This is a genomic window from uncultured Mesonia sp., from assembly GCA_947499595.1.
Classification (GTDB): domain Bacteria; phylum Bacteroidota; class Bacteroidia; order Flavobacteriales; family Flavobacteriaceae; genus Mesonia; species Mesonia sediminis.
The window spans coordinates 133,621-159,229 of the sequence record CANMOY010000005.1 but is presented as its reverse complement, the minus strand read 5'-3'; the positions used below and the strand labels follow the sequence as shown (position 1 = coordinate 159,229).

The 25,609-nt window shown below is 35.2% G+C and carries 28 protein-coding genes and 1 riboswitch; of the genes, 21 read left to right on the top strand and 7 right to left on the bottom strand.

All coding sequences use genetic code 11. The annotated features are described in order from the left end of the window. The first annotated feature begins 2 nt into the window (after positions 1-2). From ACH2AZ_RS07855 to ACH2AZ_RS07840, 4 genes are all read left to right on the top strand, one after another. Positions 3-479: a Na+/H+ antiporter subunit E gene (locus ACH2AZ_RS07855; protein WP_394907390.1), complete on the top strand. Its 477-nt coding sequence runs from the start codon at positions 3-5 to the stop codon at positions 477-479. After that, positions 476-775: a cation:proton antiporter gene (locus ACH2AZ_RS07850; protein WP_147862232.1), complete on the top strand. Its 300-nt coding sequence runs from the start codon at positions 476-478 to the stop codon at positions 773-775. Before ACH2AZ_RS07855 ends, ACH2AZ_RS07850 begins: the two co-directional genes overlap by 4 nt. A gap of 2 nt (positions 776-777) precedes the next feature. Beyond that, entirely contained in the window at positions 778-1,167 is a 390-nt protein-coding gene (mnhG, locus tag ACH2AZ_RS07845; protein WP_394907389.1) for a monovalent cation/H(+) antiporter subunit G, read from the top strand. 165 nt (positions 1,168-1,332) lie between these two features. Then, positions 1,333-2,205: a cupin-like domain-containing protein gene (locus ACH2AZ_RS07840; RefSeq protein ID WP_394907388.1), complete on the top strand. Its 873-nt coding sequence runs from the start codon at positions 1,333-1,335 to the stop codon at positions 2,203-2,205. Here ACH2AZ_RS07840 and ACH2AZ_RS07835 read toward each other — a convergent pair. The 3 genes from ACH2AZ_RS07835 to ACH2AZ_RS07825 form a co-directional block, all read right to left on the bottom strand. After that, a complete protein-coding gene (locus ACH2AZ_RS07835; protein ID WP_394907387.1) occupies positions 2,198-2,674 on the bottom strand; it encodes a regulatory protein RecX in 477 nt (158 codons plus the stop codon). The two genes, ACH2AZ_RS07840 and ACH2AZ_RS07835, sit on opposite strands and share 8 nt — an antisense overlap. A gap of 66 nt (positions 2,675-2,740) precedes the next feature. Continuing rightward, positions 2,741-4,279: an Rne/Rng family ribonuclease gene (locus tag ACH2AZ_RS07830; RefSeq protein WP_394907386.1), complete on the bottom strand. Its 1,539-nt coding sequence runs from the start codon at positions 4,277-4,279 to the stop codon at positions 2,741-2,743. A 277-nt stretch (positions 4,280-4,556) separates the two neighbouring features. Next, positions 4,557-4,847, bottom strand: a complete 291-nt coding sequence (locus ACH2AZ_RS07825; protein ID WP_147862236.1) for an HU family DNA-binding protein — start codon at positions 4,845-4,847, stop codon at positions 4,557-4,559. A 136-nt stretch (positions 4,848-4,983) separates the two neighbouring features. Between ACH2AZ_RS07825 and mutY the strand changes: the two genes are divergently transcribed. The 5 genes from mutY to ACH2AZ_RS07800 are packed head-to-tail and all read left to right on the top strand — an operon-like array spanning position 4,984 to position 9,424. Next, positions 4,984-6,051 carry an A/G-specific adenine glycosylase gene (gene mutY, locus ACH2AZ_RS07820; RefSeq protein WP_394907385.1) on the top strand — a complete coding sequence of 356 codons (1,068 nt, stop codon included), beginning with the start codon at positions 4,984-4,986 and terminating at the stop codon, positions 6,049-6,051. Between the two features lie 40 nt (positions 6,052-6,091). Further along, entirely contained in the window at positions 6,092-6,556 is a 465-nt protein-coding gene (locus ACH2AZ_RS07815) for a single-stranded DNA-binding protein (RefSeq protein ID WP_394907384.1), read from the top strand. Positions 6,557-6,582: 26 nt separating this feature from the next. Further along, the gene (locus tag ACH2AZ_RS07810) at positions 6,583-7,899 is read left to right on the top strand and encodes a gliding motility-associated protein GldE (RefSeq protein ID WP_394907383.1); all 1,317 of its coding nucleotides are present in this window, start codon (positions 6,583-6,585) and stop codon (positions 7,897-7,899) included. Continuing rightward, entirely contained in the window at positions 7,884-8,462 is a 579-nt protein-coding gene (gldD, locus tag ACH2AZ_RS07805; protein WP_394907382.1) for a gliding motility lipoprotein GldD, read from the top strand. Before ACH2AZ_RS07810 ends, gldD begins: the two co-directional genes overlap by 16 nt. Before the next feature lie 32 nt (positions 8,463-8,494). Continuing rightward, positions 8,495-9,424: a DMT family transporter gene (locus tag ACH2AZ_RS07800; RefSeq protein ID WP_394907381.1), complete on the top strand. Its 930-nt coding sequence runs from the start codon at positions 8,495-8,497 to the stop codon at positions 9,422-9,424. Between the two features lie 57 nt (positions 9,425-9,481). Here the strand turns inward: ACH2AZ_RS07800 and ACH2AZ_RS07795 are convergent, their stop codons facing one another. Both ACH2AZ_RS07795 and ACH2AZ_RS07790 read right to left on the bottom strand, forming a co-directional pair. Next, the gene (locus tag ACH2AZ_RS07795; RefSeq protein WP_394907380.1) at positions 9,482-11,551 is read right to left on the bottom strand and encodes a M16 family metallopeptidase; all 2,070 of its coding nucleotides are present in this window, start codon (positions 11,549-11,551) and stop codon (positions 9,482-9,484) included. A gap of 7 nt (positions 11,552-11,558) precedes the next feature. Then, a complete protein-coding gene (locus ACH2AZ_RS07790; RefSeq protein ID WP_394907379.1) occupies positions 11,559-12,887 on the bottom strand; it encodes a M16 family metallopeptidase in 1,329 nt (442 codons plus the stop codon). A 173-nt stretch (positions 12,888-13,060) separates the two neighbouring features. Here ACH2AZ_RS07790 and ACH2AZ_RS07785 point away from each other — a divergent pair, with 173 nt between their 5' ends. The 4 genes from ACH2AZ_RS07785 to ACH2AZ_RS07770 all read left to right on the top strand — a co-directional run bounded on the left by ACH2AZ_RS07785 (position 13,061) and on the right by ACH2AZ_RS07770 (position 15,059). Continuing rightward, positions 13,061-13,540: a DUF4199 domain-containing protein gene (locus ACH2AZ_RS07785; RefSeq protein ID WP_394907378.1), complete on the top strand. Its 480-nt coding sequence runs from the start codon at positions 13,061-13,063 to the stop codon at positions 13,538-13,540. A 48-nt stretch (positions 13,541-13,588) separates the two neighbouring features. Further along, a complete protein-coding gene (rplU, locus tag ACH2AZ_RS07780; RefSeq protein WP_394907377.1) occupies positions 13,589-14,062 on the top strand; it encodes a 50S ribosomal protein L21 in 474 nt (157 codons plus the stop codon). Positions 14,063-14,087: 25 nt separating this feature from the next. Beyond that, positions 14,088-14,348 (top strand): 50S ribosomal protein L27, encoded by a 261-nt coding sequence (gene rpmA / locus ACH2AZ_RS07775; protein ID WP_379047838.1) that lies wholly within the window; start codon positions 14,088-14,090, stop codon positions 14,346-14,348. Positions 14,349-14,480: 132 nt separating this feature from the next. After that, positions 14,481-15,059 carry a DUF3332 domain-containing protein gene (locus ACH2AZ_RS07770; RefSeq protein ID WP_394907376.1) on the top strand — a complete coding sequence of 193 codons (579 nt, stop codon included), beginning with the start codon at positions 14,481-14,483 and terminating at the stop codon, positions 15,057-15,059. 69 nt (positions 15,060-15,128) lie between these two features. Here the strand turns inward: ACH2AZ_RS07770 and ahcY are convergent, their stop codons facing one another. Then, positions 15,129-16,445: an adenosylhomocysteinase gene (gene ahcY, locus ACH2AZ_RS07765; protein WP_394907375.1), complete on the bottom strand. Its 1,317-nt coding sequence runs from the start codon at positions 16,443-16,445 to the stop codon at positions 15,129-15,131. A gap of 59 nt (positions 16,446-16,504) precedes the next feature. Between ahcY and ACH2AZ_RS07760 the strand changes: the two genes are divergently transcribed. The 8 genes from ACH2AZ_RS07760 (at position 16,505) to ACH2AZ_RS07725 (ending at position 22,911) form a co-directional block, all read left to right on the top strand. Beyond that, positions 16,505-17,134 carry a 4'-phosphopantetheinyl transferase superfamily protein gene (locus tag ACH2AZ_RS07760; RefSeq protein ID WP_394907374.1) on the top strand — a complete coding sequence of 210 codons (630 nt, stop codon included), beginning with the start codon at positions 16,505-16,507 and terminating at the stop codon, positions 17,132-17,134. Beyond that, positions 17,134-17,844, top strand: coding sequence for a geranylgeranylglyceryl/heptaprenylglyceryl phosphate synthase (locus ACH2AZ_RS07755; protein ID WP_394907373.1), 711 nt, complete (start codon positions 17,134-17,136; stop codon positions 17,842-17,844). The genes ACH2AZ_RS07760 and ACH2AZ_RS07755 overlap by 1 nt, the downstream gene beginning before the upstream one ends. 5 nt (positions 17,845-17,849) lie before the next feature. After that, positions 17,850-18,485 carry a nicotinamide riboside transporter PnuC gene (gene pnuC, locus ACH2AZ_RS07750; RefSeq protein WP_394907372.1) on the top strand — a complete coding sequence of 212 codons (636 nt, stop codon included), beginning with the start codon at positions 17,850-17,852 and terminating at the stop codon, positions 18,483-18,485. Continuing rightward, positions 18,440-19,009 (top strand): AAA family ATPase, encoded by a 570-nt coding sequence (locus tag ACH2AZ_RS07745; protein ID WP_394907371.1) that lies wholly within the window; start codon positions 18,440-18,442, stop codon positions 19,007-19,009. The genes pnuC and ACH2AZ_RS07745 overlap by 46 nt, the downstream gene beginning before the upstream one ends. Beyond that, complete coding sequence (locus tag ACH2AZ_RS07740) at positions 18,999-20,528, top strand: DUF4301 family protein (RefSeq protein WP_394907370.1); 1,530 nt, start codon at positions 18,999-19,001, stop codon at positions 20,526-20,528. Before ACH2AZ_RS07745 ends, ACH2AZ_RS07740 begins: the two co-directional genes overlap by 11 nt. Before the next feature lie 2 nt (positions 20,529-20,530). After that, positions 20,531-20,929 carry an aminoacyl-tRNA hydrolase gene (locus ACH2AZ_RS07735; protein WP_394907369.1) on the top strand — a complete coding sequence of 133 codons (399 nt, stop codon included), beginning with the start codon at positions 20,531-20,533 and terminating at the stop codon, positions 20,927-20,929. A 173-nt stretch (positions 20,930-21,102) separates the two neighbouring features. Next, positions 21,103-21,420: a hypothetical protein gene (locus ACH2AZ_RS07730; protein WP_394907368.1), complete on the top strand. Its 318-nt coding sequence runs from the start codon at positions 21,103-21,105 to the stop codon at positions 21,418-21,420. A gap of 126 nt (positions 21,421-21,546) precedes the next feature. Continuing rightward, entirely contained in the window at positions 21,547-22,911 is a 1,365-nt protein-coding gene (locus ACH2AZ_RS07725) for a sigma-54-dependent transcriptional regulator (RefSeq protein WP_394907367.1), read from the top strand. Here ACH2AZ_RS07725 and ACH2AZ_RS07720 read toward each other — a convergent pair. Beyond that, a complete protein-coding gene (locus tag ACH2AZ_RS07720; RefSeq protein ID WP_394907366.1) occupies positions 22,908-25,340 on the bottom strand; it encodes a hybrid sensor histidine kinase/response regulator in 2,433 nt (810 codons plus the stop codon). The two genes, ACH2AZ_RS07725 and ACH2AZ_RS07720, sit on opposite strands and share 4 nt — an antisense overlap. 73 nt (positions 25,341-25,413) lie before the next feature. Then, positions 25,414-25,505, top strand: a riboswitch (TPP riboswitch). The last annotated feature ends 104 nt before the right edge of the window (positions 25,506-25,609 follow it).

Sequence of the window (25,609 nt, the reverse complement as noted above, 5' to 3'; positions counted from 1 at the left end):
CTATGAAAAATAGATTCTTATCTAACATACTACTTACCTTTATTTGGGTGGCCATTACAGGAGATTTTAATTTTTCTAATTATGTATTTGGCTTTGTTTTAAGTTTTGTGGTTTTGTATGTGATTACTCGGGGTAAGGGAGATGCGAAGTATTTTAAAATAATACCAAAGTTAATATCCTTTGTTTTCTTCTTTTTATATGAATTGCTAAAAGCAAACTTACAGGTCGCTTATGATGTGGTTACCCCAACCTTCTATATGCAACCAGCAATTGTTCAAGTGCCCCTAGATGCCGAAACAGAATTAGAAATTGCCTTATTGGCTAATCTTATAACTTTAACACCAGGTACTTTGAGTTTAGATGTGAGTGATGACCGAAAAGTTTTGTACGTGCACGCCATGTACATGGAAAACAAAGAAGATTTTGTAAGAGATATTAAAAATGGTTTTGAAAGACGTTTATTAGAGATTTTAAGATGACAGTAGAAGAATATTTATATTATATCATATTGCCCATTCTGGCCATTTCGGTACTATTGGTTTTTATTCGCTTTGTTATGGGGCCAAGAATAGTAGATCGGGTAGTAGCATTAGATTTATTAATTACAATTGGTATAACCATTATTGCTGTTTACAGTATTGTTTACGACCAATCTACGTTTTTAGATATCGCAATGATATTAGGGCTTATCGCGTTTTTAAGTACTGTGGCTTTTTCGTATTATCTAGAGAAAAGCAATAAAGCAAACCTAAATAAAGCTCAGAAAAATAAATAAAAATGACAGATGCACTCATAATAGGTTTTTCAACATTAGGCGCAGTATTTATTTTCTTGGCTGCAGTAGGGTTCTTACGTATGCCAGATACTTACCTACGTATATCGGTAACCACAAAAGCCGTTACGTTGGGGGTAGGGTTAATACTAGTGGCCGCGGCCATTTATTTTGATGATTTATCGGTAACTTCACGTGTACTGGCTATAATTTTATTTATAATTTTAACAGCACCGGTAGGGGCTCACTTAATTGGTAGAGCAAGTTATTTGTTAGAAATGCCTTTGTGGAAAAAAACAAAGAAAGACGAGCTTAAGGGGAAATACAAGCGAATTACACACCATTTAAGTAGTGAAGAAGAGTATGTAGAGCCCAAAAAAGAAAAAGAAGATTGATTTTTTGTCGAAAAAATTTCAAACAAACCGATAAAAAGTGGAAGAATTTTGTATTTTTGATTTAGCTAATTAATTTAGTTTTTGTAAATTAGGATATTGGGGTAACCTGATTTAACATTTAAGCCTTGGTTCTACCAGGGCTTTTTATTTTAAAGCCTATACCAAATGCAAAAATTGAATTTACAATCTATTGAGCGGGTTCAAGATATTAGCCCAAAATCTTTTAAAGAAAACTACCTGAAGCCACAGAAACCCGTTATCATAGAAAAAGGCATCACCCATTGGCCAGCCTACCAAAAATGGAATTTAGATTATATGGTAGAGCAGGCAGGAGACAAAGTGATACCTTTATATGATGATCGACCGGTACGGCATGATGAAGGTTTTAATGAGCCCCACGCTCGTATGAAGCTGAATGAATATGTAGATTTATTAAAAAATGAGCCAACCAAATACAGGATTTTTTTATGGAACATCCTTAAAGAGGCGCCAGATCTTCAAAATGATTTTAATTATCCAAATTTTGGAGTTAAGTTTTTAAAAACTTTACCGATGTTATTTTTTGGCGGCAAAGATTCTTACACCTTTATGCATTATGATATCGATTTGGCCAATATTTTTCACTTTCATTTTCATGGAGAGAAGGAAGTGATTTTGTTTGACCAAAAACAAAATGATTATTTATATAAGATTCCTCATTCTCTAATAGTAAGAGAAGATATCGATTTTAGTAATCCAGATTTTGAAAAATGGCCTGCATTAGCTGAAGCTAGGGGTTTTAAAGCTAGTTTAAAGCACGGGGAGATGCTTTATATGCCAGAAGGATATTGGCACTATATGCGTTATGTTACTCCTGGTTTTTCTATGAGTCTAAGATCAATTCCGCGAAAGCCGAAAAACCTAGCCAAGGCAATATACAATATTTTTATTATGCGCAATTACGATAACTTTATGCGCAAATGGAAAGGCCAAGATTGGATTGACTATAAGAATAGGGAGGCTAAAAAAAGAACCGAACTTAAATTGAATACTATTTGATGTTGGCCTGATTTTGAATTTGCTCATACACCAGATGGGACTCCCAACCTCGATAAAGAAAGTAATTCATTACTTTTTTCTTTTTATTAGCTAAATTAGATTCTGAGGTGGCATTCCATTTTTTTTCAACAAGATGGCTTAACTTTGCTAAATACTCAGATTCGTCGATTTGATTTAAGCTTGTTTTAATATTTATAGCACTAATCTCTCTACGTTTCAGCTCATTAATAATTCTTTTTTTTCCCCAGTTTTTTTGATTGAACTTGCTAATGGTAAATATTTTTGCAAAGCGTTCCTCATTTAAAAAGTCTTGTTGAATCAACTCGACTATAATATGCTCTTTTGCCAGTGGAATTATATGGAGTTCATCTAATTTTTTATTGACCTCTTGGTGACATCGCTCTTGATAAGCGCAATAACGCATCAGTTTGATTTTGGCTTCCTCAACGGTAAATGACTTCTTTTTCACGTTTTTTTTCTTTTTTGAATTATAAAAATAAAAAAAGCCCGAGAAAATAAAACTCGGGCTTTAATTTTAGGAAATAATTTCACCATTTTTATCGTGAAAATGATATTCCAGATACGTGTAAGCATCTCTAGGTAATATTTTAACCCATCGCTTGTGATCAAAAAACCACTTGCTTCTGGGTGATGGAATACCTTTAGTTAAAAAGGCGGCAATAAAAGGGTGTGCGCTTAAAGATAAGTTCTTGTGCCCTTTTTTAATATGTTTTTGAAGGTCGGCATTTATTTTATTAATTACCACAATAGGAGCTTCTATTTCTCCATTTCCGTTAGGATCTTCTTCGCGGGTTTTAATATTCATTTCCGGCCTTACGCGTTGTCTTGTAATTTGTACCAATCCAAATTTTGTTGGGGGTAAAATTTTGTGTTTTGCCCGATCATCGCTCATCTCATCACGCATGTGATTGTAGAGCGTTTTACGATTTTCGGCGTCACTCATGTCAATAAAATCTACCACTATAATACCTCCCATATCGCGTAATCTTAATTGGCGAGCTACTTCTGTAGCGCTTATAAGATTTACCTCTAGAGCGGTATCTTCTTGGGTTTTTGCTTTGTTGCTTCGGTTACCGCTGTTCACGTCTATAACGTGCATGGCTTCTGTATGCTCTATAACAAGATAAGCTCCTTTACTCATAGAAACAGTTTTACCAAAAGCAGATTTTATTTGTCTTTCAATACCATATTTTTCAAAAATAGGAACGTTAGACTGGTATAACTTAACAATAGACTCTTTTTGTGGGGAGATTTTTCCCACGTAATTTTTTAATTGTGTATAAAGGGTTTCTTCATCGGTAACAATAGCGGTAAAGGAGTCGTTGAACATATCTCTTAAAATGGAAGAAGCTCTACTTAACTCGCCTAATACTTTTGTAGGATGCTGGGCTTTATACAATTTTTTACACATGCCAGTCCATCGATTTACTAAGTTTTGCAAATCGCGGTCTAGTTCTGCTACTTTTTTGCCTTCTGCTACAGTTCGTACAATTACCCCAAAACCTTTTGGTCTTATACTTTTTACCAATCGCTTTAAGCGATCTCTCTCCTCTTTATCTTCAATCTTTTGTGAGATAGAGATGCGATTTGAGAAAGGTACTAGTACAATGTACCTTCCTGCGAAAGAAAGTTCACTGCTTATCCTAGGACCTTTGGTAGAAATGGGTTCTTTAACTATTTGTACCAGTATAGACTGATTTGATTTAAGAACATCAGTAATACTGCCGTCTTTATCAATATCTTTCTCAAAAGGATAATCCTTTAAAGAAAAGTCTTTTTGTTTACCTGTGCTTACACGTTTTACGAATTTTAATAAAGTAGATACTTGCGGGCCAAGGTCATGATAGTGTAAAAAACCATCTTTCTCATAGCCTACATTAACGAAGGCTGCGTTTAAACCTGGCACAGCTTTTCTAATCTTAGCAATAAATATATCACCTACAGAAAAGTTGCTGTCATCTTTTTCTTTATGTAATTCAATTAGTTTTCCATCTTTTAGTAAGGCAAAATCAACAGCATCGGAATTTGATCTGATAATTAATTCTCTATCCATAATTCCAGCTTAATAGATTTATTATCCGTATATAAATATACAGATGGATTAAACAATTTTACTCACAGGTTATGTAAATAAATAAATTGAAACCTTTTTTTAAAGGCTTCTTTGTCAATGAACGTTTGAACAAAAAGAAGTAGTACTAAACTACTTCTTTTTCTTATGACGGTTAGCTCTTCTTCTCTTCTTACGCTTGTGCGTCGCTACCTTATGTCTTTTTCTTTTTTTACCACTTGGCATAAAAATATGTTTTTAGATTAATAAATGATTTTCGTTACTTTACTTCTACATTGGTTTTTACACCTTCTACAAATACTTTTGCAGGTTTAAATGCAGGTATATTGTGTGCAGGAATTTTTATAGTTGTATTCTTAGATATATTTCTCCCTGTCTTTTCTGCTCTTGTTTTTATGATAAAGCTACCAAAGCCTCTTAGATATACATTGTCACCGTTCTCTAAAGACTCTTTTACCTCTTGCATAAAAGTTTCAATAGTCGCTTGTACGTCCGCCTTTTCCATACCTAATTTATCTGAAATATTCGCTACAAGATCTGCTTTCGTCATCGTTAAGTTATTTTAAAATATGGGTTAATATTTTCGAGGATGCAAATATACTAATTTAATTATCAATAAGTCAAGCATTAAATCGTTATTTAGTTTTCAATCTATTCTATTAAATTTGTACATTCAAATTTTGTCTATGCTGTTTTCTGAAAAATTAATTGACTGGTATTCAATTAATCTACGTGATCTCCCCTGGAGAGCTACTCAAGATCCTTATAAAATATGGTTAAGCGAGATTGTGTTGCAGCAAACCCGTGTAGTGCAAGGCATGCCGTATTACTTGCAGTTCTTAGAGCGATTTCCCACAGTTTTCGACTTGGCAGAGGCGAAAGAAGATGAGGTTTTAAAGCTCTGGCAAGGCTTGGGATATTATTCGCGGGCTAGAAACCTACACGCAACAGCACAATATATTGCGCAGGAAAAAAATGGGATTTTTCCGCAAACGGCTAAAGAATTAAAAAAACTTAAAGGCGTGGGAGAATATACGGCTCATGCTATAGCTTCATTTTGCTTTCGTGAGCCTGTCGCCGTTCTAGACGGAAATGTCTTTAGAGTGCTGAGCAGGGTTTTTGGAGTAAATGACGAAATTGATACTCCCGCCGGGAAAAGGATTTTCAAAGATTTAGCTCAAAAATTACTCGACAGTGAAAAACCAGATTTATACAATCAGGCCATTATGGAATTTGGGGCTTTGCAGTGTACGCCTAAGGCACCCTTGTGTAATGTTTGCCCGTTTATGCAAAAGTGTGTGGCCTATCAAAATCAAATGATTGGAGACTTACCTCGGAAAAAGAAGAAGGTTAAAGTTAAAGAAGAACACATAAATTATTTGGTGTTGGTAGACAATAATGGCAATACTTTTATGAAGCAAAGAACTCAGAAAGGTATTTGGCGTAATTTATTTGAATTCCCTAGACTAGAAAGTGAATTTGCTAATGGCGTTTCTGAGGGACTAAATGAAACTATTAGGCTGAAGTCGCTAGAAAATCAAAATGTAGAATTAACCGCTTTTTATCCAAAGCCGGTAAAACATTTATTATCACATCGTAAGTTATTTATTCAATTTTACATTGGTATGGTTACAGACTATTCTGCATTTGCATCGCTATCAAAAAAGTACCATATTGTCCAAAACATTCATACCTTTGCAGTTCCAGTGGTAATTGAAAGATTTATTGGAGCGAGCGATTTTTTCAACTCGTAGTTTTTTTTTACATTTACTACTATAATCAATTAATAAAACTATGTCAGGAACCTTAAATAAAGTAATGCTTATAGGGCATACAGGAGATGAAGTGAAGATGCACTATTTTGAAGGGGGTGGCTGCATAGGTAGATTCCCTTTAGCTACCAATGAAGAATACCTAAATAAGTCAACTGGTGAGCGAGTAAGCAATACAGAGTGGCATAATATTGTGGTGCGTAATAAAGGAGCCGAAATTTGTGAGAAATACCTTAAAAAAGGAGATAAAGTTTATATAGAAGGTAGAATTAAAACCCGAAAATGGGTAGATGATAAGAACCAAGAGCGGTATAGTACAGAGGTACAATGCACAGATTTCACTTTTCTTACACCCAAATCGGCGAGTAATCAAAACCAAGATGCTAGTTTAGGTGCGGCAAATGAGGCCAAACCGCAGACGCCAAACCCCAACACAAGCCAAGCTGGATCGGTAGATACCGAAGACCACGATGACTTGCCATTTTAATTCTTGTTTAATTAATCTTTTAAGACTTGGACCCCGACCCTTCCAGTTTGTTGCTTTTTTATAGTTTAGGATATTTTGAAGCCTTGGGTATTTTTGGGCTTTTTGTTCTGTTAATTTTTTCGGCCTTAATATCTGGTTCCGAAGTTGCTTTGTTTTCTTTAAAGCCTTCAGATTTTGAGGTAGATCAGGGATCAATTCCGGCAAAACAGCAAATATTAATACGATTATTAGACAGACCCAAGCGGTTATTAGCTACTATTTTGGTTGCCAATAATTTTGTAAACATTGCTATTGTATTGCTTTTTGATCAATTGGGAGAGCAATTATTACATCAGTTAAACACAAGTATACTAGGACTTAATTTACGTTTTCTGGTTGAAGTGGTAGTGGTAACTTTTTTAATTCTCTTGTTTGGCGAAATCCTTCCTAAAATATATGCTAATCGTAATCGTTTACAGTTTTCATTGTTTATGGCCTATCCTTTAGCGTTCCTAGATAAGCTCTTTTTGGTATTTAGTATGCCCATGCGTTTTGTTACTTTACGGATTCATGAACGTTTAGGGAAGCAAAAGTCTAGCTTAAGCGTTGATCAATTATCTCAAGCTTTAGAGTTAACCAATGCAGAGGATACTACCCAAGAGGAGCAAAAAATCTTACAAGGTATTGTCTCATTCGGTAATACCGTAGCCAAGCAGGTAATGAAAAATAGGATGGATGTTTTTGCGCTTAATAAAGAGCAATCTTTCAAAGAGGTGGTTGATGAGATTATCGAAAATGGCTACTCGAGGATACCGGTATACGAAGATAATATAGACCAAATTTTAGGTATTCTTTACATTAAGGACTTGTTACCTTTTTTAGAGGAGCGAGACTTTAAATGGCAAAACCTAATACGCGAAGCTTTTTTTGTTCCAGAAAATAAAAAACTAGATGATTTATTGAATGATTTTAAACAGAAGAAAAATCACCTCGCCATTGTTGTAGACGAATATGGTGGAACGAGTGGAATTATATCTCTTGAAGATATCATTGAGGAAATCGTGGGCGATATTAGCGATGAATTTGATGACGAAGATTTAATTTATTCTAAATTAGACGAAAATACTTATGTTTTCGAAGGTAAAACTACCTTAAAAGATTTTTATAAAATAGTTGACCTTGATGAGGTAGAGCTAATTGAACAAAAAAAAGGTGAGGCAGAAACTTTAGCTGGTTTTTTACTTGAAATATCGGGAGAGTTTCCCAAGCGCAACACCAAAATAGAAATTGGGCACCTTACTTTTATTGTTGAAATTGTAGATAAAAAAAGAATTAAACAGGTGAAATTATGTATAGGAACCTAAAAATTTTAAAATACGTAGCGGTTGTTGTATTTCTTTTATTTTCTTGTGAAGAAACAACCACTCCTAAACCCGGTGGTTACTTGGCACTTAATTACCCAGAACCAACCTATAGTATGCGTGAATTTTTAGCTTGCCCTTACGCTTTTGAAATAAATCAAATAGCCAAGATTCAACCAGCAAAAGCAAAGCAAAACTGTTGGTACAACATAGAATATCCTACTTTAAATGCTACTTTATTTTTAAGTTACAGGCCAGTAAATAAGGACAATTTAAGGGATTTGTTAGTCGATGCTCAGCGTCTTCCTTTAGAGCATACAATTAAGGCAGATGAAATTGAGGGAGATACCTATGTAAATAATAAAAGAAAAGTATATGGTACTTTTTATGAAGTAAAGGGAGATGCCGCCTCTCAAGCTCAATTTTATGTAACCGATAGTGTAAATCACTTCCTAACTGGTTCACTTTACTTTAAAACAAAACCTAATTTTGATAGCATTCAACCAGCAGCCGCTTATCTTAAAACAGATATGAAGCGTTTGCTTGAGTCATTACAATGGCGTTAATTTATCTCTGATGTAATTTTTTTTGCTTTCTTTTGCAAAAAAAAGAAATGCAGCAATCGGTGCTTAAATGGGTTTACTTATTCGCCCTTTCCTTGGTGTGGGGAAGTTCTTTCATACTTATAAAAAAAGGTTTGGTTGGTTTAACACCGTTACAATTGGGGTCGTTACGCATTTGTTTAGCGGCTTTATTTTTAATGATTATTGGTGCTAGAAGTCTTAAAAAAATTCCAAAGGCTTCCTGGCGTTATATTATTCTATCGGCATTTCTTGGAAGTTTTTTTCCTGCTTATTTATTCGCTTTTGCCGAATTAGAGGTAGATAGTGCTGTGGTATCTATTCTTAACTCAACGGTTCCTATTTTAGCAATAATTGTGGGAAGTTTATTCTTTGCTCAAAAAGCCAGTAAAAAGCAGACGATAGGGGTAATAATAGGCTTAATAGGTAGTATAATACTCATCGGTAATGGCGCAACTACTAATCAAGATCAGAATTATTGGTTCACTTTGTTGCCTTTGATTGCCACCACGATGTATGCTTTTAATGTTCATATTATCAAAACCTATCTCCAGGATATATCCGCTTTAAGCATCACAGTGGGTTGTTTTATAGTTTTGTTTTTTCCGGCGCTTTTTTATTTGCTTTTCAGCGGATTTTTTACAACTAGATTGCTTAATGATCCCATTGTATATGAATCTATGGGTTATATCGCGATTTTAGCGATTGTAGGCACTGGTATTGCTAAAATATTATTCAATAGATTGGTGCAGCTTTCTAGTCCGGTTTTTACAACATCGGTTACTTATTTAATTCCTGTAGTGGCTTTATTTTGGGGTTTTTTAGATGGTGAAAAATTTAGTTGGATGCAAGCTTTTGGCGGTTTTGTGGTGCTAATTGGAGTGTTTTACGCTAACAAAAGAAAAACTAGAAAATCTTATAAGCAAGCCAAACAAATCAATACATAAAAAAAGGTCTGGTTCTTTTTTGAAAACCAGACCTTTTAAAGATTTATCGCATTTAGATTATTCGAAATCCTTACTGCTTACTCCTTTATTAATAGTAACATTTTTCATGTTAATATCCAAATTTTGAGGTCCCATGCTCATTGTCATTGAGTGTGGAATTTTAACTCCATTTACCTCTTTGTAGTTTCCGTAACCAACTGTATTGCTAACGGTTTGTCCCATTTGTTCTGCGGTAGTAACCGACTGGATTTTAAGGCCAGTATCTACACTGTAAAAATCCTGTGTGTTTTCGGTAGTTTGAACCACGTAAGCTTTTTTACCGTCAACCATTTCAATACCTGTTAATTTGGCATCGGCAGGTACGTTTAATTCAGGAAATAATCCACCAGATTTTTTGGCATCCTTGATTTGTTCTGGGGTAAAGTCGATTTTTTGACCCTGAGCCATCACGTATCCAGTTTCACCATCAAAAACTTCTTTACTCATTGTCATTCCATTCATACTTACCACTCTAGCATATTCACCTTTCTGGGTGCTTTTGATGTTAAAGTTAAGTGTCATCCCTTGAATTTTTCCTTCGCCTTCCATGGCTAGGCTTTTAACACCCTTAAGTTTTTCTTTTCCACCAATAGCTTTTAGATAGTCGTTGTAAACAGTTTCAACGTTTACACCTTCTGGAAGCGCTATTTTGTAAACAGGGCGATCTACCTTATTACCTTCTTTGTCAAAGTAAAATACTGGAACTTTTTTACCATTTAAGTGAATGTTCTCTAAATTTTCTAAAATTTCTGAACCTTTACCAGCTACTACAATTTGCATTTTATCTGTTTTGTAGTATTTGTTAGCAACACGTAAAATATCTTCTGGGGTTACTGCATTGATTTTTTCTAAAAAAGTCACGTAGAAATTTTCAGGTAAATCGTTAGTTTCGATATTTAGTGCATAATTAGCAACGGTTGAAGGACTTTCTAAGCGCATTACAAAATCTCCTGCAAATTGACTTTTAGCATTATTTAAATCCTCAAAAGAAACCGGTTCTGTTTTTATGCGGTTAAATTCTTTAAACGATTCTACAATAGCACTATCGGTAACTGCATTTCTTACGCTGGTTGATGCTACAAAACGGCTTGCATACTTGTCTGAACCTGTACTTGTTCTGGCTCCGTATGTCCAACCGTGTTCTTCACGTAAGTTCATGTTCAAGTAACTTCCAAATGCACCTCCTAAAATTTGGTTGGCTAATAAGACAGGGAAATAATCTTCATCTGCCATTTTTAAGTCAATAGCATTCTGTATACGCAACTCACTTTGAACGGCATTGGGTACATCTATAAAGTTAACTTGAGTGTATTGTACTGTAGGTAAATTAGGAAGCGCTGCCGCTGGAGGTGTGTCTGCCTGCCAAGATTTGAAATTCTTCTTAACTAACTTCTTAACTTCTTTGGTTTTGATATCACCTACAACCACCAAGTATGCATTTTTCGGAGATATGTAATTTTGGTAATATTTCTTTACATCCTTTAAACTTACGTTTTCTACAGACTCCTCTGTGGCAAATTCCCCGTAAGGGTGATTTTTACCGTATACTAGAGCAGAAGAAACGTTGCTAGCAATAGCTCCAGCGCTCTTGGCACTAGATTTTATACCTTCGATTAATTTTGCTTTTTCAGAATCAAATTCTTCTTGGGTGAATTTTGGCATAAGTAAACCCTCTGCCATAAGCCCAAATACTTCTGGGAAGAATTTAGATAATGAGGCAGCGCTAGCGCTAGAAGTTCCGTATCCTACTCTAGCTCCTAAAAAGTCAATACGCTCATTGAACGCGTCTTTGCTAGTGTTTTGGGTACCAGTACCCATAAGTGCACTAAAAAGGGCTTTAACGCCTTCTTTGTTGCCTTCTGAATGCGGCTTATTGTCTATGATTAATGTGGCGCTTACCCGTGGCAACTTGTGGTTTTCAACCACCAATACCTTAAGGCCATTTTTAAGCGTAAAAGTATCTGGTTGTCCTAAGTTGATTTTTGGGGCTGGCCCGGGCTGTGGTTGTTTAGATCGATCTATTTGTGCGTGTGCTCCAAAGAGAGAAACACATAGAAATAGAATGGTAAATATTTTAAATTTATTCATGTTGTTTTTATTTAGCGTCTTCTGGTGTTGGTAAATAATCTAAATCAAGTCTTTGATTTTTGTTCAAGTACTTTTTAGCTACTTCTCTTATTTCCTCGCGTGTTATACTTCTATAGATGTCAATTTCTTCATTGATTAGATCTACGTCGCCGTATAAAGTATGGTAGGTAGCTAAAGAAGAGGCAATACCCTGAATGTTGCTGTTGGAGTTTACAAATCTATTTTCAAATTTATTTTGAAGCTTTTGATACTCCTTTTCGCTGATTAATTCGTTTTGTAGCTTTTCAATCTCCTCATCTATAGATTTTCCTAGCTGCTCAAGTGGCGTGTCACCCATTGCTAGAGCACCCATCACATAAGTTCCATAATCTTCTTGTGATCTAGGAAAGGCTAATACCTGTAATGCTTCTTTATTTTCGTCAACCATTTTTTTATACATTCTAGAACTTTTACCATCGGTTAAAATAGAAGATATCATGTCTAATACATAAGCATCTCTATCTTTCATTGAAGGTGTTCTGTACACATAAAGTTTCGCAGGAATCTGGATGTTATCATCATATTCGGTTGCTTTAATAGTTGAAGTAATAGGATCTTCTTTAACATTTACTCGTTCAACCTCTGGCTTAGCCTCAATTGGGCCAAAATATTGCTCGATTAATTTTTTAGTGTTAGCTTCTTCAAAATCACCGGCTACCACTAAAGTCGCATTATTGGGTCCGTAATACTTTTCAAAAAATGCCTTAAACTCATCTAATTGAGCGGCATCTAAATCTTCCATCGTTCCGATAACAGAATTTTTGTACGGATGTTTTTCAAACATATAAGGTGAGATTCCAGTGTTATAAAGAATCTTACCGTAAGGAGCGTTATCTATTCGCGATCTTTTCTCTTCTTTTACCACTTCGTTTTGAGTGTCTACGCCGATTTGGTTGATAACTGGGTGTAACATGCGTTCTGACTCCATCCATAACCCAAGTTCTAAATTGTTTGAAGGGAAGGTCTCGTAGTAATAAGTTCTATCTTGCGTGGTGTTTGCGTTGTTTCGACCGCCGTTGGCTGCTACAATATTAAACCATTCGCCACGTGGAATATTTTCGGTACCTTCAAAAAGTAGGTGTTCAAAAAAGTGTGCAAATCCTGAGCGTCCTTCTTCCTCATCTTTAGCTCCTACGTGATACATTACTGCCACGGTAACAACAGGAGCAGTATTATCTTGATGTAAGATTACATCAAGACCGTTGTCTAGGGTGTACTGGCTAAATTCAACTTGTTGGGCAAAAGCTCCAAAAGTCAAAAGTAACGAACACACCGTTAAGCTGATTTTTTTAATCATGTTTTATTTGTTTAGTTATTTATTAAATAAGACTCCAAAAATACAAATTTGTTACAAAAATAGGTTGTAATTTTCAATTAGCTGAAAATTACCGGATTAAGTTAAATTTAACAAGAACTTAATTAATAACTTACTGCTTTTTAGTTAAATTTAAAGAAACAAAAATAATGATTATGAGAAAACAAAATATTCCTATTATTTATGGCTTTGGGATAGCTGTAATGCTAAGTGCTTATTTTCTAATTTTAGCTCTTTTCGGATTGCATGTTTACCCGGCTTTTAGTTTTTTTAATGCGGTGATTACTAGTGCTGGTATTTTTCTTTGTATTCGAGCTTACAAGCGCAATATCGAATCTGAATTCAATTATCAAGATGGTTTTACTGCAGGTATAACTTCGGGATTCATCGCCAGTATTCTGTTTACTTTATTTTTTGGTGTGTATGCTACGCATTTGCAGCCTGACTTTTTAGAACAAATGGATATAAAATTGATTAATAATTTTGCACTGCTTTTATTCATTGTAGCGATAATGGGTTTTGCTACAACCTTGGTGGTTACCTTAACTTTTATGCAGCTATTTAAAAACTCTTGGAATGCAAAGAAACATCCTGTAAACGAGTATAAAAAAAATCATGAGCATATTGTAAATTAGAAAAATAGACGTATATTTGCATCCGTTTTAATTAAATAAATTTACGCTATGTACGCAATTGTAGAGATAGCAGGGCAGCAATTTAAGGTTGCAAAAGACCAAAAAGTGTTTGTTCACCGTTTAGCAGGAGAAGAGGGAGATGAAATCTCTTTCGATAAAGTTCTTTTAGCTGGTAATGGTGATGATATTACTGTTGGCGCCCCGGCTATAGAAGGAGCTCTTGTTGGAGCCAAAATTACTAGACACCTTAAAGGAGATAAAGTAATTGTATTCAAAAAGAAGCGAAGAAAAGGTTATCGTGTAAAAAATGGTCACCGTCAGGCATTGACAGAGATCGTTATCAACGATATTTCGCTTAAAGGAGGTAAAAAAACAGAGGCAAAAGCCGAATCAAAATCTAAAGAAGATAAAGATTTAAGTAGTTACACAGTAGCTGAACTTAAAGAAATGGCTAAAGAAAAAGGTCTTGAAGGTTACTCTTCTTTAAAGAAAGCTGAGCTTATTGAAGCTTTAAGCAAATAAGTATTAATTTTAAAATTTACGTAAAATGGCACATAAAAAAGGAGTAGGTAGTTCGAAGAACGGTAGAGAGTCAGAATCGAAACGTCTTGGAGTTAAAATCTTTGGAGGGCAAGCAGCTGTTGCTGGTAATATTATTGTTAGACAACGCGGTACGGCACACAACCCTGGTGAAAACGTTTATGCAGGTAAAGATCATACTTTACATGCGAAAATTGACGGTATTGTTAAATTTACGAAGAAGAAAAACAATAAATCATATGTTTCTATAGAGCCTTTTGAAGCTTAGAAATATATCGTGAATAAATCTTGAAAACCTCTAACCTAGTGTTAGAGGTTTTTTTTTGTTATAATTTTTTTAAAATGGGCAGAGGTAGCGTAATTTCCAATTAACTTAGAATTCTAAATAAAATATTTGATTATGAGAAGAGTTTATGTAAGTATGGCACTGGCTGCCGCAATTTTAAGTACGAGTTGTTTAGGTTCTTTCAGCGCCTTTAATGGGTTGAAAGATTGGAACCAACAAGCTACAAATAACAAATACGTTAATAATGTAATATTTTGGGGGCTAAATATTATCCCTGTTTACGGTTTGTTCTTTTTGGGGGATGCAATTATTTTTAACGTGATAGAATTCTGGTCAGGTTCTAATCCGATAGCCATGAAACCTGGTGAAATGGAATCGCAAATCATAACTCACGAAGGAGTAACGTATGAATTAATTGCAACTACCAACACTATGAAAGTTAATGTTCTTGACGGAAAAGATGAAGGTCGCAGTGCCACTTTCTTTTATTCACCAGAAGAGCAATCTTGGAATTTAAAGCAAGAAGATGAAGAGGCGATTAAGCTAGCAGCTATTGAAGAAGGGAGTTATGTAGTTTATTTGCCAGAAGGTGAGGTGGTTAAAATGAACGCAGCAACAACTACAGAAAACGGATTGGCCATTCTTAATAGCAAAATGGTTCAATATAATGAAGCTTTGGTTTCTAATCAGTAAAAGAAAAGTTTTTCAAATAAAAAAGCCGCGCTCATTTGCGCGGCTTTTTTATTAAAATGATTTTTTGTATTAATAGCGGTAGTATTCAGGTTTAAACGGTCCTTTCACTTCAACTCCTATATATTTTGCTTGATCTTCAGAAAGATCAGTTAGCTCAACACCAATTTTTTCTAAGTGTAGCGCGGCTACTTTCTCGTCTAAGTGTTTAGGAAGCATATAAACTTCATTTTTATATTTATCGCTATGATTCCACAATTCAATTTGAGCTAAAGTTTGGTTGGTAAATGAATTACTCATTACAAAACTCGGGTGTCCGGTTGCGCAACCTAGATTCACCAATCTACCTTCTGCAAGAAGTATGATATCATTTCCATTCACCGTGTATTTATCAACTTGCGGCTTAATCTCGGTTTTAGATTCTCCATGATTTTCGTTCAGCCAAGCCACATCGATTTCATTATCAAAATGACCAATATTACATACAATAGTTTTATCTTTCATGGCTTCAAAATGCTCACCTCGAACAATATCCTTGTTGCCTGTTGTTGTGATTACAATATCGGCTTTCGGTAACACCGTTTCAAGGCGTTTTACTTCGAAACCATCCATAGCTGCTTGTAACGCACAAATAGGGTCAATTTCGGTTACCGTTACTATCGATCCGGCTCCTCTAAATGAAGCGGCCGTACCTTTTCCTACATCTCCATATCCGCATACCACTACACGTTTTCCAGCAAGCATAACGTCTGTAGCTCTTCGAATAGCATCTACGGCACTTTCTCTACAGCCGTATTTATTATCAAACTTAGATTTTGTTACCGAGTCATTTACATTAATGGCTGGCATTGGCAGGGTGCCGTTTTTCATACGTTCGTATAAACGATGCACTCCTGTGGTAGTTTCTTCAGAAAGACCTTTAATGTCCTTGGCCAATTCTGGGTAACGATCTAAAACCATATTGGTTAAATCACCGCCATCATCCAAAATCATATTTAAGGGCTTGCGCTCTTCTCCAAAAAATAATGTTTGTTCAATACACCAGTCAAACTCTTCCTCGTTCATGCCTTTCCAAGCATATACAGGAATCCCAGCTTGAGCAATTGCTGCTGCGGCTTGATCTTGGGTAGAAAAAATATTACAAGAACTCCAAGTAACTTCCGCGCCAAGCGCCACTAATGTCTCAATTAAGACTGCGGTTTGTATAGTCATATGCAGGCAACCTGCTATTCTTGCACCTTTAAGAGGTTGTTGGTCTTTGTACTCCTCGCGTAATGCCATTAGTCCGGGCATTTCGGCCTCAGCCAACTCGATTTCTTTGCGCCCCCAATCGGCTAAGCTAATATCTTTTACTTTATATGGTACATAACCTACTGTTTTCGTGCTCATATCCTTATATTTGTATTTATCAATTCATTTGCAAAAATACATAATAATCAAAGAACAGGATGCCTCTTTATAAAAATATAACAATTGATGAGCGCGCTAAAGTGCTCATTTGGAAGATAGAAGAGTCCTTAGCATTTTTGAGGGAATCAATTAAGCTTACGCCTCATTGCCAAAAACGTTTAGATTCGATGAAGTCTGAAATTCATCAACGTGGTTTTATGAGTATTCGTCACCTGTTAGCATTAGAAGGTTATGAAGATTGTGATTTGTATTATGATGAATTTGGGAAGCCACACCTAAAAGACGGTAAGTATATTTCAATAACTCATTCATTTACCTTTACAGGGATAATTATTAGTGATAGGCCAGTTGGTATTGATATTGAAAAGCAGCGAGATAAAATATTGCGAATAGCGCATAAGTTTACTCCTATACAAGAGTATCATACCTTGGCTAACGATGAAGCGAAAATTAGAAAACTTACAATTGTTTGGGGGATTAAAGAATCGGTATATAAAGTTTTAAGCATACCTGGTTTAAGATTTTTAGAACATATCTATGTTGAAGACTTCGACTTTGATGCGGGATCAACAACGGCTAGTGTGAGTCATCTTGCGCAGGGTACTTATGAGGCTGCTTTTTGGGAGTTTGAAGGTTTTACTTGTGCATATATATTACCCAGCATATAATGCAAAATTCAATTGACAACCATAAAATTTTAAAGTTTTTAAATGCATCTACTGCGGGTTTGGCAATTCTTATTGATCCAGACAAAGAGGAGGTAGAAGGTATACCTAATTTAGTAAAGGGCTTACCGGTAGAAACAACTTGTGTGCTGGTAGGGGGAAGCCGTGTGGAGCCAGGAAAAAGCGACTTGATTTGTAAAAGTATAAAGCTATTTACTTCTTTACCCGTAATGTTATTTCCTGGTGATGAAAAACAATTGAGCTCTAATGTAGATGCAGTATTATTTCTTTCTTTGGTTTCAGGAAGAAATCCAGAATTTTTAATTAATCAACATGTCAAGGCTGTACCGTTTTTAAGAAAACATGCTCTCGAAGTCATTCCTACAGCCTATTTGTTAATTGACGGGGAAACTCGAACCGCCGTTAGAGAAGTGACGCAAACCCAACCTATACCACAAGATTCGGTTCAATTGATTGTAGATACTTGTTTAGCAGCAAAATTTTTGGGAATGCAATTGATTTATCTCGAAGCAGGTAGTGGAGCGCAAAAACCAGTTGATTTAAACATTATTAAAAAACTTAAGCAAGAAATAGATCTACCAATAATGGTTGGGGGCGGTATTAGGAGTCTTAGCTTGGCGAAAGAATATTATAAAGCTGGTGCCCGAATGGTTGTAGTAGGAACTGCTTATGAACAAAGAACATTAAAATAGAGGCTATGAATTGGTTGGAGTGGTTTTTTGAGCCTTATATTGGTGTTTCTTGGCATCTTATTTTACTTGAATTTGTGGCCGTAGTGTTCGGATTTTTATCGGTTTGGTACTCTAAAGAAAATCATATTTGGGTGTATCCTACAGGAATTATAAACACCAGTATTTTTGTATACATTTTGTGGTATTACGGTTTACTGGGAGATATGCTAATTAATGGATATTACTTTAGTATGAGTATCTATGGTTGGTATATTTGGTCAAGAAAAAAAAATGGAGAGACCTTGCATAGAATAGAACATGCCAGTTTTAAAGAACATTTATACGGTTTACTTCTTTTTGTTGGTACAGCTATATTTGTTATAGGGGTGTACACTGTATTTGAAAAATGGGATGGCTGGATTTCTTATATGGATGTTTTCACCACGGCAATATTTTTTGTTGGCATGTGGCTTATGGCCAAACGTAAAATTGAAAATTGGATTTTTTGGATTATAGGTGATTTGGTTTCGATACCCTTGTATTTTTATAAAGGATTGAATATGGCTGCAGTACAGTACATATTATTTACTATCATTGCGATTTACGGATATTATTCATGGATAAAGATTTACAACAACAACCAAGTAATTGTATCAAAATAGTTTTTTTTGGTCCAGAGTCAACAGGTAAAACCACCTTAGCAAAGCAATTGGCAGAGCACTACCAAACGCAATGGGTGCCTGAGTTTGCACGTGACTATTTGCAAAGAAAATATGATGACTCTGGTATTATTTGTGAAGAAAAAGATCTTATACCCATTGCCATTGGGCAAATAGATTTAGAAAATAAACTTGCAGTATTAGCGAACAAAGTGTTATTTTGTGACACCAATGTATTGCAAACTTACTGCTATGCTCAAGTGTATTACAACAACTTTAAAAATGAACGCTTAGAGCAAGCGGTGCAAAAACATCAATACACCTATTATTTTCTTACAGATATTGATGTGCCTTGGGAAGCAGATGATTTAAGAGATAAACCCAATGAACGCCAAGCTATGTTCAATCATTTTGAGCGGGCTTTGCAAAAAAATAATTTGCCTTATACACAACTTTCTGGCAGTTTGAATACCCGCATAGAGTTGGCAAAAGAGCAAATTGATAAACTATTAAGCAATGATCAATAATTTTGATTTTTCTCAGAAAGATATAGCCCAACTAGAAAAACATGGTTTAAACCAAAACCTTATAGCCAACCAGATGCGTTTGTTTAAGAATGGTGTTGAGCCTGTCAAGTTGGTCGAACCTGCAAATGTAAATAATGGTATTAAATCTCTTTCTCCAGAGAAAATAGCCAGCTTGCAGAATAGCTTTCATAATTATCAAGGAAAAAGTCTAAGTTTTATTCCCGCTAGTGGTGCAGCTTCACGTATGTTTAAAGACTTATACAAGTTGCATGAACTATCGAATAGCTCTGAAACACTAGCCAATACCCTGCAAGAATCATCTTGGAGTTCATGGTGTAATTTCTTTAAGAATAAAAACAAATTAGCCATATATCAGCAACTAAGACCCTTTTTAAAAAATAATAATCCAGGTTACGAGAGCCAAAATGAGAACCAACAAAATTACTTATTTTTAAAGGCATTGTTTCAACCTGTTATTCAAGGAGAAGCTATTGTAAATTTACCTAAGGCACTTGTACCTTTTCATTTAGAGCAAGATAATGTAATAACTGCTTTTGAAGAACAACTGGTTGAAGCGTGCTACACCCAACATCTTGAAAGAGTAGCTTTACATTTTACCATTTCAGAAAGTAAAGCTTCTTTATTTAAAAAAGTGGTGGAGAAAAAACTTAAAGCTTTGGAGGAGGCATTTCAGAAAAAGCTTGTAATTGATTTTTCATATCAGAAAAGACATACCGATACTTTAGCGGTAGATCATGAAAATAAGCCAGTAAGAGATAGAGAAGGTCAGCTTATTTTAAGACCTGGTGGGCATGGAGCTTTGTTAGATAATCTTAATGATGTAGATGCCGATATTGTTTTTATTAAAAACATAGATAATGTAAGTTCAAAACGCATTCTTCAGGAGAATGTTGTTTATAAACAGGCTTTGGCCGGATTGCTAATTGAAGTACAAGACAAAATTTTCTCCTTATTAAATGAGTTAGAAGAAAAGGGTTTTAACGAAGCTTTAGCAACGGAGGCTGATAGCATTGCCGAAACCTATTTTTTTAAAAAAATTAATTTTGATAGTGCTCAGGCAATTTTTAATTTTTATAATCGGCCTTTACGGATTTGTGGTATGGTTAAAAACCAAGGAGAGCCAGGTGGAGGTCCGTATTGGGTGCAACACGATAACCAACACCCTAGTTTACAAATTGTAGAGTCTTCTCAAATAGATAAAAAAGATAAAAACCAATTGGCTATATTAAAAAAATCAACACATTTTAATCCGGTTGATTTAGTTTGTGGTCTTAAAAATTATAAGGGTAACGCCTTTGAATTAACTCATTTTAGAAATGAAAACGAATGTTTTATTTCCATCAAATCTAAAAATGGGGAAGAATTTAAAGCACTGGAGTTACCGGGACTATGGAATGGTGCTATGGCTTATTGGAATACAATTATGGTTGAGGTACCAGTGAATACCTTTAATCCTGTAAAAACAGTTTTGGACCTATTAAAGCCAAATCATCAATAGGTTTGCAAGAAGAAAAAATACTAGCCGAAACACAATTTAAGGCTTCCCTTAGTGGTGGCCCTGGAGGACAGCACGCTAATAGAACATATTCGCAAATAATATTATACTGGGATCTTTCAAATTCGGAGTGTTTTACAGCTGAAGAAAAACAACGGCTATCGCAAAAATTAAGTTCTTATTTAAATAAAGATGGGGTTTTACAAATGCGATGCGCAGAGAGCCGAAGCCAGTTTAAAAATAAACAATTAGTAATACTGCAGTTCCTTCAGGCGCTTAAAAATAGCTTAAAAGTTCCGCGAAAGCGAAAGAAAACACTTCCCACAAAGGCGGCCCGATTAAAAAGACTTCAAAATAAACGCCTGCATTCAGAAAAGAAACGAAACAGGAAACCTCCTTTGTAGAATTTTTCATTTAGGGGAGTGTAGAAAAATTACACACTTGTGTGTGGAATTCTACACACTGTGAATATCTTAAAGGATTGAATTTCGGTATTATAATTAGATATTCGGCGAAAGCTGACCTTATAAGTAAATGGTATACTTTTTTCTATAGTATTAGTAAAGAAAACCCTTACATGAAGAAAATACTAATAATGCTTATTTTTTGCCTAGGTTCTATCAATTTAGGGTTTTCACAAAATGGTAAAGTTGAAGCCATAAATAAGAATGAAAGCGTCCTAAGCGATGGTTTTGTTCTTTTGCAGGAGAGCGAAGTAGAAAAATCAATTATACAGTCAATTACAGAACGATTTGAAAAGAGTGAATTGATAAAGATTTATGTAAATAAGCAAAATGATTATAAAGTAGAACTAATAAATGCTAAAGACAAGAAACAAGTAGTTTATTTAGATGAAAAAGGAAATTGGATTTATCCAAAATATGAAAATTTGTAGCGAAAGCTAAGATTGGTTAGTTTTGTACAGTTAGTGAAGACCGCCTTAAAGGGCGGTCTTATTTTATGAAAAAATTGAGAATGGATTGCTTTTGTTTGGACTAAATTTGTAAAAAAACTACGCATTGTGAACCGAATTTTAATCGTTGAAGATGATCTTGCATTTTGCCAGATGTTAGCTACTTTCTTAACCAAAAAGGGTTTTGAAGTAACTACCTGTACAAGTGCAGAACAGGCCCACAAAGAACTAGATCAAAATCGTTTTGATGTTTTACTTACCGATGTGCGTTTACCCGAAAAGCAAGGAACAGTATTACTTGATCGTGTGCAGCAGAATAATTGGTCTACCAAAGTGATTTTAATGACAGGGTATGCAGAAGTGAGTAAAGCGGTTGAAGTGATGAAAGGTGGTGCCTTTGATTATATTGCTAAGCCTGTTAATCCCGAGAAACTTCTTGCTAGTATAAAGAACGCGCTCAAGGAATTGCAAGGATTTGATAAAAGTGCTTTAAATCAAACAAATAAAGCCAGTAAGAAATCGGATGCTTTAATTTTAGAGTCTCAAAAGCAGAAATACGTACAAGGGGTAAGTAAAGAGGCAAAAACTTTAGCCGGTTATATAGATTTAGTGGCTCCCACAGATTTCTCAGTGCTTATCGAAGGCCAAAGCGGTACAGGTAAAGAGTATGTAGCAAAAAATATACATCATAAAAGCAAACGTGGTAAAGCGGCTTTTGTTGCAGTAGATTGCGGCGCTATTCCTAAAGAACTAGCGGTTAGCGAATTTTTTGGACACGTGAAAGGTTCTTTTACTGGGGCTATTCAAGATAAGGTGGGGCATTTCCAAGCTGCCAACGGCGGAACCTTATTCTTAGATGAAATAGGTAACTTATCTTATGAACTACAAATTCATTTACTTAGAGCCTTACAAGAAAGGAAAATAAAACCTATAGGAAGTCATACTGAAATCCCAGTGGATATTCGGGTGATAGCCGCTACAAATGAAAATTTAGACAAAGCTGTTGCTGCGGGTCACTTTAGAGAAGATTTATACCACCGATTAAATGAATTTAGTATTCAAATTCCTGCTTTAGCGGAACGAAAAGAAGATTTAGTGCTCTTTGCGAACTATTTTTTAAGCCAAGCCAACCGAATTTTAAATAAACAAATTTTGGGTTTTACCGATGAAGCAATGAGTAAAATGGAGCGCTATTCTTGGCCAGGAAATTTACGTGAATTGCAAAATTGTGTAAAGCGAGCCAGTTTAATAGCACAGAACGAGTATATAGAAGAAACAGATTTGCCAAAAGAAATTCAAGTAAAACCAGAACGCCAAGAATCTTATTCGTTATTTAAAAATAAAAATGAGGTTCAGTTAATTAAAGATACGCTGGCTAAAACGGGCGGAAATAAGAGTAAAACTGCACGGCTGTTACAAATAGATCGCAAAACGCTCTATAATAAATTAAAGCAGTATAATATAGAATACTAGGTGGGCGTAATTAAATAATTTTGCAACGCTTTAATTAATAGGTTAAGTTCTTTAATAGCCTTAGCCAAGTTATCTTTATCTATGTGGCTTGGATTTTTGAGTCCCTGTTTTTCTAATAATTCAAATGATACAATGCATTTACTTGCTTGTAATTGTTTAAGCATTGGAAGTAACTTATGAGCGGTTTTTCCAACAGATTCAAATTGCTTTGTTCTTAAACTGTAGTTTAATTGTTTTGCGCTATCCTGGCAACTCTTTAAGAAACTCTGTATGATATTTCTTGTAGCCTGATTATCGCCCAAAGTGAAATTTTGTATTTCGGATATCGTAAACAAATTTTCTTTATTTATCGGTGTGGAAATCCTGGTTTGTTTTTGGAGCGTTTCTAATTTTAAGACGTAAGCTATTTCTAGTAGTAATTCTTGAGATTTATAAGGTTTAATAAGCATAGCCGAAAACCCCTTTATAAGATAATCCTCTTCTTTGAGCTGTGTGTTACCCGTAAGTGCAATTATGGGAATGCTTTTTAAAATTGCATCAGTTTTCATTTTTTTGAGCAAATCAAATCCGCTAGCGACGGGCATTTGAATATCTGTAATTACCAAATCAAACTTCATGTTTTGAAGCAAATTATAAGCGGTTTTGCCGTTGTTTGCTGTGAAACAGTTAAAGTTGGAGTTTTCTAACATCGCCTTTAAATATTCGAGTTGCCCGGGCTCATCATCAACCAGTAAAATCTTTTTTTCTTTAGCATTGTGTACCTTAATGTCTTTACGGATTTTTACTCGGTCTTCATTTAGATGAACCGGTATTTCAATCTTAAAAACACTTCCAGCACCGGGCTCACTTGTTAAGGTAATATTCCCGTTTAAGAGTTTTATAATTTTTTTTGTAATGGCTAATCCTAATCCTGAACCACCGTACTGGCTTTCAATTTTATTGTTCGCTTGTGTAAATTCTTCAAAAATTTCTGCCTGTTGGCTCTTGGCTATGCCAATTCCTGTGTCACTTACCTCTATAAGAAGATTGAATTTTTTACGAGTGATAGGGTATAATCTCGTCTTTACCTCTATTTTACCTTTATGAGTAAATTTGTAAGCGTTGTTAATAAGATTGGTTAACACTTGTTGTATTCTAAAGGGATCACCTAAGAAAGATAGCTCGGTGTGTTCGCCAAAAGAAGTTTCGAGTTCAATAGAATTTTTGGCTGGCGCAGGTATCGCAGCGCTAATGCAGTTTTCTACCAAATTTTTAGGCACGAAAGGTAAAATTTCTAAACCGATTTTTCCCGCTTCTAGCTTTGAAAGGTCAAGTAACCTGTTGACCATTTGTAAAATATAGTCTGATGATTTTTGCAATTGCCCCAATTGGTGTTTTTGCCTAGCAGATAAAGAATCTTGTTTAATCAAATCAGAATAACCTAAGATTGCATTTAGCGGAGACCTTAAATCATGCGTAACAGTGGCTAAAATCTGCTTATAGCGTTTCAATAAAAACTCTGCATATCGTTTACTTTTTTCAAGTTCTTCCCGGTACCGAGAACTGCTTCTGGTGTCTCTTGAAATTAAAATCACAAATAATAAAATAGTAAAAATACAGGCCACCCCTAGTACACCTATAATTAATGTGGTTTTACTAATGGCTTGTTGCGAATTTTGAAGTTGTTGTACAGATTGTTGTAGTTCTTCTCGTTCAATCTCATTCCTAATTTTCTGAAGTTGCGCCGATAATTTTTGATCGTTTTTTATAAGGGCATTCTCTTTAGCAATTACTTCGGTTTGGTAACGTCTTTCTTCGCGCTCTAAAGAGCTCAATACCTTTTTAACCGAAGTTATGAGCGAATCGGCGGTTTGCTGGGTCAGCCGCTGGGCGTTGTCTTCTTTTGCATATTCTAACCATTTTATAAGAGCCCTACGCGCATGCGGACTATGATCTTTAAAAAGCTTGTCATAATTGTCTTCCTCAAATAAATAATTTACCTTTTTTAAATTATTGAGCACTCTGTCATAGTAATTTACACTCGAGTTTTGAGATCGTAATTTTAGCAGTTCTAGGAGATTCTCTTGTTTAAGAACGAGTAGCTTGTTGAGACTGTCTAATTCAATTTTTATTTCTCGATCGGGGTATACCTGTTTTAATTGGCCAATTAACGAGTGTATAGAATCATGCTGTCTTTCTAAAGAGTCGACCTTGTCTGCCTCTTGATTTTGAATAATAGCGCGACTGATTCCTTCGGTATTATAAATTTTTGTCACCATTTTGTTCATTAACAATAGGCGCTCTTGATTTTTGGTATTTTCTTTCCCTGCCTGATTTAATTCGACTACCTGAGTGTAAATTATGTAAATAGATGCCGCTGTAAAAACAGTAAGTAACAGATAGCCAAGGCTAACTTTAAGGGTAATTCTTTTCTTTGTAGATTCAGGCATACTCAAAAATAGAATGCAAATTTTTAAAAGTGCCTTAAAGTTATGGTAAAATCAAAAAAAGAATTAATTTCGCAGCATCTCTAAGGGGTGCCTTGAAGAAGGCTGAGATCATACCCAATGAACCTGGGCAAGTAATGTTGCCAAGGGAAAATGCGGCTAGCAGCATTTTGTTGTAGGTGTACTCCTGTTTTTCTTTTGAAGAAAAGAATTGCAGGTTTTTTTATGTTTAATAATTTACCAAGAATAATCGCCCCTTTTATTCGTATTTA

Bases quoted from the DNA above. Each gene is read 5' to 3' on its own strand.
- rpmA (WP_379047838.1), top strand. From the start codon at position 14,088: ATGGCACATAAAAAAGGAGTAGGTAGTTCGAAGAACGGTAGAGAGTCA.
- ACH2AZ_RS07830 (WP_394907386.1), bottom strand. From the start codon at position 4,279: ATGGATAGAGAATTAATTATCAGATCAAATTCCGATGCTGTTGATTTT.
- rplU (WP_394907377.1), top strand. From the start codon at position 13,589: ATGTACGCAATTGTAGAGATAGCAGGGCAGCAATTTAAGGTTGCAAAA.
- ACH2AZ_RS07795 (WP_394907380.1), bottom strand. From the start codon at position 11,551: ATGAATAAATTTAAAATATTTACCATTCTATTTCTATGTGTTTCTCTC.
- mutY (WP_394907385.1), top strand. From the start codon at position 4,984: ATGCTGTTTTCTGAAAAATTAATTGACTGGTATTCAATTAATCTACGT.
- pnuC (WP_394907372.1), top strand. From the start codon at position 17,850: ATGAATTGGTTGGAGTGGTTTTTTGAGCCTTATATTGGTGTTTCTTGG.
- ACH2AZ_RS07755 (WP_394907373.1), top strand. From the start codon at position 17,134: ATGCAAAATTCAATTGACAACCATAAAATTTTAAAGTTTTTAAATGCA.
- ACH2AZ_RS07790 (WP_394907379.1), bottom strand. From the start codon at position 12,887: ATGATTAAAAAAATCAGCTTAACGGTGTGTTCGTTACTTTTGACTTTT.
- mnhG (WP_394907389.1), top strand. From the start codon at position 778: ATGACAGATGCACTCATAATAGGTTTTTCAACATTAGGCGCAGTATTT.
- ACH2AZ_RS07815 (WP_394907384.1), top strand. From the start codon at position 6,092: ATGTCAGGAACCTTAAATAAAGTAATGCTTATAGGGCATACAGGAGAT.
- ACH2AZ_RS07730 (WP_394907368.1), top strand. From the start codon at position 21,103: ATGAAGAAAATACTAATAATGCTTATTTTTTGCCTAGGTTCTATCAAT.
- ACH2AZ_RS07760 (WP_394907374.1), top strand. From the start codon at position 16,505: ATGCCTCTTTATAAAAATATAACAATTGATGAGCGCGCTAAAGTGCTC.
- ACH2AZ_RS07825 (WP_147862236.1), bottom strand. From the start codon at position 4,847: ATGACGAAAGCAGATCTTGTAGCGAATATTTCAGATAAATTAGGTATG.
- ACH2AZ_RS07850 (WP_147862232.1), top strand. From the start codon at position 476: ATGACAGTAGAAGAATATTTATATTATATCATATTGCCCATTCTGGCC.
- ACH2AZ_RS07745 (WP_394907371.1), top strand. From the start codon at position 18,440: ATGGATAAAGATTTACAACAACAACCAAGTAATTGTATCAAAATAGTT.
- gldD (WP_394907382.1), top strand. From the start codon at position 7,884: ATGTATAGGAACCTAAAAATTTTAAAATACGTAGCGGTTGTTGTATTT.
- ahcY (WP_394907375.1), bottom strand. From the start codon at position 16,445: ATGAGCACGAAAACAGTAGGTTATGTACCATATAAAGTAAAAGATATT.
- ACH2AZ_RS07855 (WP_394907390.1), top strand. From the start codon at position 3: ATGAAAAATAGATTCTTATCTAACATACTACTTACCTTTATTTGGGTG.
- ACH2AZ_RS07740 (WP_394907370.1), top strand. From the start codon at position 18,999: ATGATCAATAATTTTGATTTTTCTCAGAAAGATATAGCCCAACTAGAA.
- ACH2AZ_RS07840 (WP_394907388.1), top strand. From the start codon at position 1,333: ATGCAAAAATTGAATTTACAATCTATTGAGCGGGTTCAAGATATTAGC.
- ACH2AZ_RS07770 (WP_394907376.1), top strand. From the start codon at position 14,481: ATGAGAAGAGTTTATGTAAGTATGGCACTGGCTGCCGCAATTTTAAGT.
- ACH2AZ_RS07720 (WP_394907366.1), bottom strand. From the start codon at position 25,340: ATGCCTGAATCTACAAAGAAAAGAATTACCCTTAAAGTTAGCCTTGGC.
- ACH2AZ_RS07785 (WP_394907378.1), top strand. From the start codon at position 13,061: ATGAGAAAACAAAATATTCCTATTATTTATGGCTTTGGGATAGCTGTA.